This is a genomic window from Acidiluteibacter sp. (genome assembly GCF_055129545.1).
Genome location: NZ_JBSRUB010000023.1, coordinates 147,742 through 161,268, shown reverse-complemented (window position 1 = coordinate 161,268; position 13,527 = coordinate 147,742). Strand labels below are relative to the sequence as shown.

General features: G+C 36.4%; 7 protein-coding genes. 3 read left to right on the top strand and 4 right to left on the bottom strand.

From position 1 onward, the window contains the following. Positions 1-42: 42 nt before the first annotated feature. Positions 43-1,029, top strand: a complete 987-nt coding sequence (locus ACTB0X_RS11450) for an SAM-dependent methyltransferase (RefSeq protein ID WP_463025161.1) — start codon at positions 43-45, stop codon at positions 1,027-1,029. 66 nt (positions 1,030-1,095) lie between these two features. Here the strand turns inward: ACTB0X_RS11450 and ACTB0X_RS11445 are convergent, their stop codons facing one another. Both ACTB0X_RS11445 and ACTB0X_RS11440 read right to left on the bottom strand, forming a co-directional pair. After that, positions 1,096-3,018: an OmpA family protein gene (locus tag ACTB0X_RS11445; RefSeq protein WP_463025160.1), complete on the bottom strand. Its 1,923-nt coding sequence runs from the start codon at positions 3,016-3,018 to the stop codon at positions 1,096-1,098. A gap of 76 nt (positions 3,019-3,094) precedes the next feature. After that, the gene (locus tag ACTB0X_RS11440) at positions 3,095-4,126 is read right to left on the bottom strand and encodes a PorP/SprF family type IX secretion system membrane protein (protein WP_463025159.1); all 1,032 of its coding nucleotides are present in this window, start codon (positions 4,124-4,126) and stop codon (positions 3,095-3,097) included. A 175-nt stretch (positions 4,127-4,301) separates the two neighbouring features. Between ACTB0X_RS11440 and ACTB0X_RS11435 the strand changes: the two genes are divergently transcribed. Together ACTB0X_RS11435 and ACTB0X_RS11430 are read left to right on the top strand one after the other, a co-directional pair. Beyond that, entirely contained in the window at positions 4,302-4,778 is a 477-nt protein-coding gene (locus tag ACTB0X_RS11435) for a CIA30 family protein (protein WP_463025158.1), read from the top strand. A 309-nt stretch (positions 4,779-5,087) separates the two neighbouring features. Beyond that, positions 5,088-9,383, top strand: coding sequence for a PKD domain-containing protein (locus ACTB0X_RS11430; protein ID WP_463025157.1), 4,296 nt, complete (start codon positions 5,088-5,090; stop codon positions 9,381-9,383). On the opposite strand, the gene ACTB0X_RS11425 is transcribed toward ACTB0X_RS11430, so the two are convergent. Further along, on the bottom strand, positions 9,380-12,574 hold the full coding sequence (locus tag ACTB0X_RS11425) for a UvrD-helicase domain-containing protein (RefSeq protein ID WP_463025155.1): 3,195 nt from the start codon (positions 12,572-12,574) through the stop codon (positions 9,380-9,382). The genes ACTB0X_RS11430 and ACTB0X_RS11425 overlap by 4 nt on opposite strands. Further along, positions 12,561-13,481 carry a tRNA (adenosine(37)-N6)-dimethylallyltransferase MiaA gene (gene miaA / locus ACTB0X_RS11420; RefSeq protein ID WP_463025154.1) on the bottom strand — a complete coding sequence of 307 codons (921 nt, stop codon included), beginning with the start codon at positions 13,479-13,481 and terminating at the stop codon, positions 12,561-12,563. Before miaA ends, ACTB0X_RS11425 begins: the two co-directional genes overlap by 14 nt. Positions 13,482-13,527: the final 46 nt, after the last annotated feature.

Here is a 13,527-nt window from a genome sequence, read left to right as displayed (position 1 = left end):
CTAATTTTTAATAGCTAAACAACACCAACTCCCCAACTTTTGATGATTCAAGAAAAAATACTTACCACCATTCAAAAATTCACAAATTCAGTTCTAGAGGACTCAATAAATCAAGCGGAAGCTGAAAAAAGTCTCAATGAAATTCATGCTTACTTTCAACCCATTACTGAAATATCAGGTTTTGAGACAAAAATAGAATTCTTGGCTGCTGTTCCTGCTGCTAAAGGAAAAGCATTGGGACTAAACCACGCTGCTCAGTGCTTATTAGATTACAAAAGAACGGTTAAGTTTGTAAAAGCGATAGTGCTTGCTATCCGTGAAAAGCAAAAGACAAATCCGAACGAAGTAATCTCTATCTTCTATGCAGGATGTGGTCCTTACGCTACTTTACTTACTTTGGTTGCGCCTCTTTTTCAAGCTTCTGAAGTGCAATTTTCTTTGCTGGAAATCAATAAAAATTCCATTGATTCAGCTAAAAAGTTGATTGATTCTTTGGATTTATCTGACCACATCCAAGAGATCTATTTAGCCGATGCGGTAACTTTTGAGGTTCCTAATCCTGAATCATTTTACATCCTAATCAGTGAAACCTTGGATGCGATGCTTTATCGAGAATGTTATGTCCCTATTCTGTTCAATTTGCTGCCGCAATTCAATAAAGAAATTATCCTAATTCCTGAGAATGTAATCATAAACCTTTCTTTATTAACCCATTCTTCTGAAAGTTCAATTGATTCTGAATTTGATTTGGGTACTGTTTTGAATGTACGTGAAGCCATTTCATCTAATCCGATTCAGTCAACATTACCGGACAAAATAATAGATTTTAGCACATTAGAAATGGAAAACTATACAGCTATCCTACTCGACACGAAAGTTCACGTCTATGATACCATTTGGTTGGAAAGGAATGAATCTTCATTAACGATACCTCTTGAAATTAAATTGGAACAACCATTTAATCACCAAAGCATTGTTTTTACCTACTTTTTAGAACCAGAAGTAGAATTGAAATGTCGATTTGAATAATAAACCTACGCCCTAAAATTCTTTTTTACAGCGATTTATAAGTTTATTAAATAATCTAAGCAGCGTTTACTCTTCCTCTTCAAGACCTTTAACTAAACCGATTACCTTTATTTCCGTTCGTCTATTCTTAGCTCTTCCTTCCGGGTTATCTGTTCCATCCGCATTCTCATTCAGTGCGATAGGCATAGATTCTCCATAACCTTTCGCTTTCATTCGGTCTTCTCGAATTCCTTTTTGTATCAAATATTTCACAATACTTTCTGACCGCTTTTGCGATAAATGCTGATTGTAAGCCGTCGTTCCTCGATTATCGGTGTGCGATCCCAACTCCACTTTTATTGTCGGATTATTCTGTAATAGCGGAAGCAATAATGAATCAATGGATCGTTTTGCTGTTTCCGTCAAAAGCTCCTTATCAAATTCATAATTGATGTTTTCAATCACGAATGCTTTGTCGCTAAATGGCATCAAGTTAGCATCCCAAATTAAATTGGTTTCTGTAAACCCATCTGATATTTTCATTTCGTGGGTTTCTGTAAATGCATCCTCATAGGTGGCTTCTACGGCATATTTTCGTCCTGGTTCCAATCGAAGTTGGTAATTGCCATTTGCATCACTTCTCGTTCGTTTATTGAATACCTTCTCGCCTTCTGAATCAAAATAAAATAGCTCCAACACCACGCCTGATGTCACTTTCCCGTCTAAAGTCGCTTTTCCACTTATCACTACTTGAACACTATCGATCTTTTTGTAGGCATACAAATCATCACAGCACGTTTCATTTTCTAATGCTACTCCTCCAGGCCGATTACTGGAAAACCATCCATCTATTCCATTGGGAAAAGCAGTAAAAAACAACTCATCTGATGATGAATTAATTGGCATTCCAATGTTCATCGGTTCCACCCATTTACTTTTAGCACCTTCGGTATAAAAAACATCCAATCCACCCAATCCAGGATGGCCTTCTGAACTGAAAAACAACTTGCCACTTTCATTGTCATAAAAAGGTGTCAACTCGTCCTGTGAAGTATTTATTTTCATTCCAGCATTCCGCGCTTCTCGATAGGTATTCTTCCGACCATCATAAATGCTGTACCAAATGTCCTTGTCGCCCTTTCCATCCTTTCTGTCACTCACAAAGTAAATGATCGTTTGAAAAGCTTTACTTCCATCGGCTATCGTGGGCTGTGTATTGGAAGTTCCTGTAGCATTTACTTCTTTGGGCAATGCTTGAGGATTGCTCCAATCAGATCCATCTCTGGTCAATTCAAATAATTCACAACGCATCTTCCGATTTTCATCTGGTTTGCAAGCAGAAACGATCATTCGGTTGCCATTAGGCGCTATACTTCCACTTGATATTTCATAGGTATCAAAAAACGAATCAAACTTCAATTGGCCTTCAAAACTCCATTTTCCATTTACCAGTTTGGCAATGTAGAATTTCCGTTTCGGAATGTCTTCCCCTTCTTTTCCTTTAAATGAAATCAAGGAATCGGCCCTCAGTGCTACATAAATCACTGTATTTTGATCTATAAAAATCGGGGACTGTTCGATGTATGCTTTATTAATATTTCTATCTAAATGCTTTAATGCAAATTTTGGCTCATTCTCTAAAATCGATTTTGCAGTGTCTATGGCTTCAGCTTTATCCTTTGCCAATTTCCGCCATTCTCGTTCGTCACTTTCGCCTTTGTATATCTTTCTAAAAGCCTCGTAATTTGTTTTAGATTCATCGTATTTGCCCAAACGCATTTCCATCTCGGCTTGATAAAAAAGTGCCTTAGGATATTCATTCAATTCCACTTCAGCGACATACTTATAGGTATTGTATGCTTTTTTATAGTTTCTTGAAAGTCTGTATTGGTGTCCCAATTCATAATATAGCTTGATGTCTTTGGGCTTTTCTTTCAAGTACAATTCGAGGTAATGAACGGCTGCATATGAATCATTTAGTCGGATGGCTTCCTTGGCACTTCTTTTCATTGAAGCCGCTGATTCATTGCCACTTTGCGCGACACCACAAAACGAAATAAATAGACAAATGAGGAAAAAAGGAAGCTTATAAACGTTCACAAGGGATGGTATTAAAATTCAATAATGTGGATGGGCCTTTCAGAATGACAGAAAATTCTAGTGCTCCTCTATATCCGGAAACTGATCGCAAACCTGATAAGTTGATGTCATAACTCACGCCTGCTTCTACTCGCTTAAAGCCCAAGCCAACTTTTAGAATTGCTGCATCAAAATTTCGATTAAATCCCATTCTGCTATAGATTCCGCCAATGACATACTCCATTTTTTGGAGTTGATTTTCTAATTTCATTTGCACATCTGATCCAAGTAATAATTGAGAGGCTTTCGACTCAAAACTATAAGAAATAAATGGCAAAATGGTGTATTTATAATTTAAGGAATACCTCCCAAACGATTGCCAATTGTAGTATGCTTCTCGCTTATTTTCAGTTCCCGTAAAGGATTCATTGGGCGTATTGATATGATAATTGGTCCAACCAATTCCCAACTCCAACTTATCTGATAACTTTCGGCTAACCAGCACCCCTAAAGTTATATCTAAATAACTACTTGAGGCACTAGCGAACGATTCATTGCTAGTAAATTGATTGTTAAATCCACCTTGAGTTCTATCGTATTGATCTGGAAAGGTGAGTTTATTCTTATCAAATTGTTTCATCACAAATCCTGTTTGGAATCCTCCTCTTAACTTGAACCCAGCAATATTTTTTTCATAAGCCGCATTCAAATAAATCGAAAAATTTTCTAACTCTCCTGCTCCACTTCTATCATTAATGATTACTCCTCCAAGTCCAATCTTTTGATTGAGAATATAAACACGTTTATCTGCTGCCAATATGTTGGTTACAAATGGGTCACCCAAACTTCTCCATTGAGTTCTGTAATTGTCCATTAATCTCCAATTGGCATTCGAATTGGCTGTTTGAGCAGGATTTATGAAAAGTGGGTTGGTTAATTGCTGAGAAATATGCACGTCCTGTGCTTTCATTTGATATGAAAACAAAAGTAAAAAGGCCGTAAGTAGTAGCTTACTAGTATGACAATAGGGATTGTGCATCGACTAAAATTAATAAATTAAAGTAGTTGTGAAAGAATACATTGATTTTTTATTCGGTTTCAGTTTTTAATATGAAATTAGGACGTGACAAAGAACAAATTAGTTGTATTGGTGGTTAATTAATTAGACAATGAAACCAATGATCATTCAATTCTTCCTTGCAAATCTTCTTTTTATGAATTCAACACTGGTTAACCTAGATGTATCCAATTGGAAAATAGTAAACGACACAGTAATGGGTGGAGTTTCAACTGCCGAAATCAACAATTCTAAAGAAGGAAGTATCGTTTTTACCGGAGTCGTTTCACTAGCTAACAATGGTGGATTCTGTATGACGCAATCCAATTTAGAACAACCCACTGCTAACAACGTGTCAATTTGTAAAATCGAGCTGAAAGGAGACGGCAAAAAATATCAAATCAGATTAAAGAAGAGCCGATTTGATCGTGAAAGCTATGTGTATGAAATCCAGACAACGGGAAAAAATCAATCAATTGAGTTGAAAATAAATGAGTTTAAACCTCAATTTAGAGGACAGTCACTAAATTTACCTCCATTGGTGAATGAATCCATCGCTCAAGTTGGGATTCTCATAGGAAATAAAAAAGAAGAATCGTTTGAGCTGACCATTCAACGGTTCAGTTTAGAATAACTTTCCCAGCCCATTATTGCAAACAATTTTTTAACCTATATCACTAAATTCCATTGACTTAAAATTTAATCTCTACTTGCATTTAGATATTAAAGGACAATAGTGTATATTTTTTAAAACTCCGAGTAAACTAATTCAGCATTATAAACGTCTGCAAAAAGAATGTTGGATTGATGGAGTTTTAAGTGACGGATTAAAAATCAATTACAGAAAGTATAGCTGATTGTAAAATCTTCAATAGTTCCCCATTTTGACATTCAAATCAATCAAAAATGGTATATTTAGTTTCCTAAATGACAAGAACTTTCTATGAATCTTATTGAAAAACTTTTCCTCACTCTTTTTATATCGATCCTTTCCACTGCTAGTTATGCGCAACTTTCTGCTAACTTTTCAGCGAATAAAACCCAAGGATGTGATGTGTTGGGAAATGTCAACTTTACCGATTTATCAACAGGTTCTCCGACATCATGGTTGTGGGATTTTGGAAATGGAAACACCTCTACATTGCAGAGTCCAACTGCCAATTTTAGTAATGTGGGGAACTATAACATTAAACTTACTGTTACCAATGCCAATGGAAGCAACAGCACCACAAAATCGGCCTATATAAATGTATTTAAAAGCCCCGAAAGTAGATTGGTAGCAAATCCTTCTGCAGGATGTGGCCCACTGACGGTAAATTTTCAAGACAATTCAATCAAAGGGAGTGGCACAATCAACCAATGGCTATGGGATTTTAATGACGGTAGTCCTGCTGGAACTTCTCAAAACCCAACGCACACCTATCAGACTGTTGGGAGCTACAATGTGTCATTAAAAGTCACCGATAATAATGGCTGTTCCAACACCAAAATAAACAACAATATGGTGACGGTGACAAGTTCGCCAGTTGCCCGCTTTAATGCTACTTCACCTACATCAGCCTGTTCTGCACCTCACAACGTAAATTTCGTAAGTACTTCCACCGGAAATGGATTGACCTATTTATGGGATTTTGGAAATGGTCAAACTTCCACACTAGCAAATCCATCAACCACATATAATGCATTTGGTGTATATACTGTTTCACTCACTGTTAGAGATGCTTCAGGCTGTACAAACACACGAACAAGCAATGGTTACATCAGCATTCAGAACATTGAGTCTAAGTTTATAATTGATCGAGATAGCATCTGTCAAGGACTCACAGCTACTTTTACCAACAACAGTTTAGGTTCAAATTTTACACTATGGGAATTTGGAGATGGACAATCAGCTGTTGCATTTGAACCAACTCACGTTTATAAAAATTACGGAACTTATCGTGTAAAACTAACAGCTAGGTTTGGTTCTAGTTGTGTCGATACAAGCTCCAAATTAATTTACATTGATAGCTTGGATGCCAAATTTGGCATTAGCCCAGTTTTTAGTTGTCAATTGGCAGGAAAAGTAAATTTTACAAATCAATCATTTCACTCAGATTCTACCCATTGGATCATAAATTCCAAAAATTTATTCAATAGAGATACCTTTTCCATTAATAATTTAACAGATGGATTTTTCACAGATACTTTAATTGCCACAAATAGGTTTGGATGTATTGATACGGTGATTCGAACCGATAGAAATTCTTCTATAACGCAAGTTTCACTTAGTTTGGAGCCAAAAGATGGAGGCTGTATTCCACTTCCAATAGTCATTAAATCTAATACTATTACAAGCTCTTCAATAGTTAGTTACAGATGGCTAGTGGGTGATAATGGTGCTTTTGGAATATTCACATCTAGAGATTCTTTGAATTATACGTTAACTAAAGACACAACTCTTTTTGTGACATTAATTGTGACAGATGCTAATGGATGTACCGCCTCCGCAACCATTGAAATTAAAGGTGGATATCCAGCCTTTTACGATTTAAATCAACTTCAAGATACTGTTTGCGCGTCTGATACTTTATTTGCGATTTTCAAATTCCCTGAAGAAGAAATGTATGTAGATAAAGTTGTCAACATAACAAATCAAAGGGATATTCCATTTATCTTTAGTGATACCTTACTCAGCGTATTTAATTTTCAAGACACAGGAACAACGCGTATCAAGTTGGTTATTGACTATTTGGGCTGTAAGGTAGATTCGTTCATTACCGTTCATGTCAATGGCCCATTAATTAAACCATTAAGTGATTCAGCAGATTGTTTTGATTTATTGACGCATTACTTCAAATCTGAAATGAAGGATTATCAACGTTTCTATTGGGATTTCGGCGATAGTACTGCACTGGATTCAATTCAAATAAATCCCTCTCACACCTATGCTTATCCCGGATTGTTTACTGTTACGTTAACAGCATATAATGATTCTACTGGTTGTAGTTATAAAAGAGCAATAGACGTTTCTTCATCACCTTACAAAACTTTTATTAGGGCCAGTCAAGCAATCATGTGTGCCCCATTTAATTACGTTTTAAGGCCAGTTTTCCCAAGCCCTGTTGATGATTTTTATTGGCTGATTGGAGGAAATACTATTCGTCAAGACAGTATCTCTGGTGGTTTTACTGTTCCTGGAACACGGTTGGTTCAATTGGTTTCAACCAATTATTTGGGTTGTATTGATACCGCTTCTTTAAATCTAATCGCATATGAAGTAAAACCTACCTTTTCAGGAATCCCTACTCGGTTCTGCGATCCAAGCACGGTAGTTTTTACAGACACTACTACTGGTTATCAGCAGCTAGTTGAATGGACATGGAATTTTGGAAATGGAAAGTCATCTAAAAAAACAACCGACTCATCTAGGTATTCACTTGAAGGCGACTATGATGTATCGTTAACTATTCGAGATACTTTGGGATGCATCGGAACCACTAAAAAGAATAATTACGTTCGATTTCTTAGAAATACACCTCGTTTCATCGCTTCAGATAGAACAGCTTGTGTGGGAGAAATCGTATCATTCTCAAATATAAGTACTGGTGACTCTCTCTCTTACTTGTGGAATTTTGGAAATGGAAAAACAAGCACCACTCGCAATGGTTCGGTTGTTTATGATTCGCCTGGGGTATATACTGTTTCCTTAAGAACGACCAATACATTGAATTGTTCTGAAATTCTGACTCAACCCAATTACATTACAGTGGAAGCCAAACCTACCGCTGACTTTACTGCAGATACCACCTTCAGTAGCTGCTATCCTTTAGCTGTTAATTTTACAAATACCAGTCCAGACAATAATTTAGTCAAATGGAGTTGGGATTTCGGTGATAATTCTTCAGGATCATTGTTTGAAGATGCATTCCACAATTATACCTCATTGGGCGATTTCGACGTCACACACAGAGTAGAAACTAACTCTGGTTGTAAGGATACCATTGTTAAAAAAGCATACATTAAAACTCGTGGTCCTTCAGCTGAAATTCGTTTTTATCCAGATTCCATTTGTATCAATGAGGAAATTACATTTGAAATTGTTAATCCAAAAAGTGTCGCTTCCTATATTTGGGATTTTGCCGACGGACAATCAGCAACTACAAGCCCTGTGACTCATCGATATACCGACAGAGCAGGAACACTCTACCCTACTCTGATTTTAAACGACAGTGCCAATGAATGTAATATTGGTGTTCGAGATACGATTTACATCAAAGAAATGATTGCTTTAATTGGTATTTCAGACTCTAGTGGCTGCGAACCATTAAAAGTAGATTTTAGAAACAATACATTGGGCGACGATGATTCTTATTGGGATTTTGGAAATGGAGAAACATCAAGACTCGATAACATCACCAAAACATATAACGCTGGAACATACCCGATCAAACTATTTGCGAAAGGACTAGGTTGTGTAGATACGACTCAAGTGAACCTAGAAGTATATCCTACCCCTGTTATTTCAGTGAGCAACGACTCCTCCATTTGTGAAGGTGATAGTCTCCAACTATTTGGAAGTGGTGGTGATACCTATCTATGGACTCCTAGTACAGGACTAAATGATGCGACTTTACCAAATCCAATGGCCTCCCCTGATTTTACAACCAATTATCAATTGACCATTACAGATACTAATTTGTGTACCGCTTCTCAAAAAGTGAACTTGATCATTTACAATCAACCACGAATTACCCTGTTTGATGACACATTGATCTATTTAGGTGAAGATTTAAAATTGATTGAACGAAACAACAACGCGAACGTCATTTACAGTTGGACACCAACTACAGGTTTAAGTTGTTCCAATTGTCCAAACCCTACAGCAAAGCCATTAGTGACAACAAAATATACCTTGAGAACTACTGATCTATTGGGTTGTTTTGAATTTACTGATTCAATTACTGTAGATGTATATGATGGTTTTACGGCTGATATCCCAAAAGCATTTTCCCCAAATGGCGATGGAACAAACGACATTATTTATGTGCGAGGTTGGGGAATTAAGGAGTTAATTGTATTCGAAATATACAACCGATGGGGAGAAAAAGTATTTGAAACCAACGACCAAACCATTGGTTGGGATGGAACTTACAAAGGTCAACCACAAGCAATAGACACCTACATCTTCGTCATTAAAGCTTTGGGCTATAACGATAACATCATCGAAAAGAAAGGAAACATTACATTGCTGCGCTAATGAACTTCTACTTCATGCGCATCTTTTATGTAGATTAAACTTCCTTTTACTGTTTTATTTTCAACGGATTGAATTAAATTCATATAATTCTTTAACTGAATTTCATGTTGTTCTGAAGCTTGACCGGTTTTGAAATCGATCACACGAACGTGATCATCAAAATAAACCACCCGATCAGGACGAAAGGTCGTCCCATCAGAAGTCAAAATATCACATTCTACTTTCACTTTATTGTTAGGAGCAAAATACCGCGAGATCTTTTGATCACCTAGAATTCGCTCAACATCCATCTGATAATCCATGCGTTGAATAGCTGAAATTGATCCTTGATTTTGCATTCGATCCAACACCTTATTTACCTCACTCGCCGATTTTATCATTGCCAAAATCAAGTGGATGGTACTTCCATATTGACGAGCAGTTTCACCCATATTGATGTCCCAATAATCAGGTGCTTGCAAACTCAACTGCAATTTATCTTTCCAGTCGGTTGAAATAAAAGTATTCATCTCAATGGCATTTACTTTCAACGCTTCTGAAACTGTGGCAACTGAAGCTCCAAATTCATAGGTCGATTCGTTTAAACTCCACATGCCCTTTTGAGATAAAAATCCACTTAAAATAGTAGATACACTATTATTGTTGGGTGTTTTAGGTGGCTGATCTGTAAAAATGTACAATCGATCTTTAGGTCGAGTAACTGCTACATAAAACGTATTAAAAAAGTCGATCAAGGACTTGCGCTTCTCCTCTTCATAAACGGAAGCATATTCCGTTTGTTCCAATGATGTATTTAACGTGAGGTAATCCGTTTTGTAAATCGGTTCTTCTGCAGAGGTATTTTCAACCCATTTTCCGCCGTCAATTTTCACCCTTTCATTGGAATACGGCATGATAACCACTGGAAATTCTAACCCTTTTGATTTATGGACGGTCAAGATATTAATGGCATTCAATCCATCAGGTATAACAATTGCCTTCTTAGATTTATTGGTTTCCCACCAATCCAAAAAGCCTTGAATATCATTGTTGTTGGTCTGTGCATACTGAAAGACTTCATCCAAGAAAAACTGAATGTATGGATCAGCAGTTTCAAATAATCCCACCATTCTAAAAACCCCTTCTACAATCTCATACAATGGTCGTTGCCTAAATTGATCGATGGATGTTTTTGATCCAGACAAATTCAATTCCACCCAAAACGAGTGTGCTTTATCTTGAATTAAAAAGGTTTTATAGACTTCATGAAGTGATTGATCTCCAAAATAATCATTGAAATATAAGGCATCTAAAATTTCCTTTTGATACATCAACTCCTGTGGATAAGCAATGTGATACAACACATTAACTGCCAAACTTACAGCAGCAGAGTTGGAAATTAAAACAGATTCTGCAGATGAAATCGGATAATCCAATTCCAATAATTGTTTGGCAACTGTATTGGCAATTCTGTTGTTTCTAAACAACAAAGCAATGTCTTTATACTGATAACCATCACTTAAGCAATTCTCAATGGTGGTTAACGTTTTGGTAAAATGTTCCGATTCCTTTTCAGAACCATCTTCCTCCTCTTCATCAGAGTTAGAAGAACGAGCTGCCTTTTCACAAAAATGAAGCTGAACAAGTCCGCCGGTATTGTTGGGATTGGGTTCTTGTGCCTGCCCTTCGTACAAGCTAGCAATCTCTGGAGCCACCTCCTTGCAATAGTCAAACAACTCATTGTTAAACAACACAACCTCTACTTTGGATCTAAAATTCTTCTTTAAAAAAGATTCATCTATTTGGTCATCAAATAATCCTTGACTGGCGGCCACACTTGGATTTTCTTCCGATTTATAAATTTTGGGCAAGGCGGTAAACTGCTCCACTTCTCCACCTCTAAATCGATAGATGGATTGCTTGGCATCGCCCACCAACATATTGAAAAACCCTTCACCCAATGCGTTAGTAAACAATGGAATCAAATTATGAAACTGCATAACCGAAGTGTCCTGAAACTCATCTATTAGGTAATGTTTATACTTTTCACCAATTCGCTCATAAATAAAAGGAGCAGGTTCTGAAGAAATGACCTTAGAAATCCGTTTATTAAATTCAGAGATGTGAACTCGATTCTCCGTTTTTCGAATTTCTCCTATAATTTTATCCAACTCATTGATTAAAGCCACTGCGTAAAGATTTTTCAACGCAATATCTCGCACAATAAAAGTGGCGTAATACGTATCTACTAATTGTTGCGCTTTTAAATGCAAATCCAATAATTGGCCTGAAATTCCTTCAATTGCCGCTTTCTGTAACTGATCTTTTGCCGCTTTAGCGCTCAACCATTTATCTTCTTCAAAAGAGGCTTTGTGGTAGGAGTTTGGCTGTAACTTTTCTGACTCAAAACTAGCTAAGTATTCAAAGTATTTAGGAACACCTGAATTGCCTCTTGCAAAACTCTCATTATTAATTCCATTAACTTTTATCAATTCTAAACCTTGTTGCCCAATGGCTTCAATTTCTTTTCTAAACTTTTGATTTTCTGCCTTATAAAACTCTATTTTTCGCTGAAAATCATTAAACTGAAATCGTTTAAGATTGTCTAGGTATTGCTCACCCTCTTCTTGTAGCAATTGCTTTGCAATGGTTAAAATATCGCCTTCCAATTGCCATTTTTTCTCTTCTTGGATATTGCTTTTCGTGAATTCAACCAGCAATTCTGTTAATAATGGATCTACTCCTACTTTTGCAATTAAGAGGTCAATTGCTTTATTCAATAATGGATCTGACTCCAACTCCACTTCGAAATTTGTAGGTAATTTTAAATCTCTTGCAAAGGTTCTTACGATTCGATGTGTAAATTTATCAATGGTTCCAATTGCAAAATCAGCATAATTGTGCAAAATAATTCGAAGTACTTTACCAGACTTTTCTTTTAGCTGAGCAGCATCCAAGCCCAATTCTTTTATCAGATCTTGTTGTAGAAAAACAATGGAACCTGTCAATTGCTCGTCAGAAGACAATGCAGAAAGAGCCTCCACCACTCTAGATTTCATTTCATTGGCGGCCTTATTTGTAAAAGTGATCGCCAATATTCGCTTGAAGTGAAACTCACCACTTGAACTTAAGGCCAACTTTAAGTATTCCTTTACTAAGGTGAAAGTCTTACCGGATCCTGCCGAGGATTTATATATCTTAAACTGTTTCAATTTCTTTTATTTTTTGTTGAATTACAGCAATCTTATCAGCTAATGAAAGCTCCACTGGAATCCAGTTGATTTTAGTTCCCTTCTTTTCCATCCGTCTATACCAAGTCATTTGTCGTTTGGCGAAAGCAGAAATGGCTTTAAACAATTCTTCAAATAACTGATTTTTATCTATCTCTTGAAGTAAATACTGACTGACAAATTTATATTCTAACCCGTAGTATTGTAATTTTTCATGTGAAACTCCACCAGCAATTAATTGTTCTACCTCTTCTATTAATCCACCCTCCAATCTTTCTTTCAAGCGATTGTGTATATTTTGTTTAATCACCGAACGTTCAGCTTGAATCCCAAACACCAATCGTTCAAAGTGTGGCATGGGTTGAACAGGGTTTTTAAGTTCATATTCAGCTATTTCTATGGACCGAATTAATCGTGACCGATCTTGTGTATCGGACTGATTGTGCAATGATTTTAGCTTTTCTAAATATTTTACTAATTCTTCCATTGAGAGACTTTCCAATTGATTTCTCAACAACTCATTTTGATCTACTTTCAAAAATTGATGCTCACTCAATGCGGCCTCTAAATACATTCCTGTACCACCACATAATATCGGCCAAGCATTTTTCTGTTCAATGGCTTCCATGACCCTTAAAAAGTCTTGTTGAAAAGAGAATACATTGTACTCCTCACCAGCTGATCTAATATCAATTAAATGATATGGAATCGTTTTCCCATCTATTGTGAAATCTTCTAAATCTTTACCGGTTCCAATGTCCATTCCAATATAAACCTGTCTACTATCCGCAGAAATAAGCTCTCCTTCAAGGGTATTTGCCAAATGACAAGCTAATTTAGTTTTCCCAATTGCAGTTGGTCCCAGAATTACAATAAGTGGTTTTTTCATAGAAAATCATGAAATGTAACTTTTATCACATTTCTAATGTAAAATT

Excerpts from the sequence above, each read along its gene's own strand:
- ACTB0X_RS11435 (WP_463025158.1), top strand. The coding sequence starts at position 4,302 with ATGAATTCAACACTGGTTAACCTAGATGTATCCAATTGGAAAATAGTA.
- ACTB0X_RS11445 (WP_463025160.1), bottom strand. The coding sequence starts at position 3,018 with ATGAAAAGAAGTGCCAAGGAAGCCATCCGACTAAATGATTCATATGCA.
- ACTB0X_RS11430 (WP_463025157.1), top strand. The coding sequence starts at position 5,088 with ATGAATCTTATTGAAAAACTTTTCCTCACTCTTTTTATATCGATCCTT.
- miaA (WP_463025154.1), bottom strand. The coding sequence starts at position 13,481 with ATGAAAAAACCACTTATTGTAATTCTGGGACCAACTGCAATTGGGAAA.
- ACTB0X_RS11440 (WP_463025159.1), bottom strand. The coding sequence starts at position 4,126 with ATGCACAATCCCTATTGTCATACTAGTAAGCTACTACTTACGGCCTTT.
- ACTB0X_RS11450 (WP_463025161.1), top strand. The coding sequence starts at position 43 with ATGATTCAAGAAAAAATACTTACCACCATTCAAAAATTCACAAATTCA.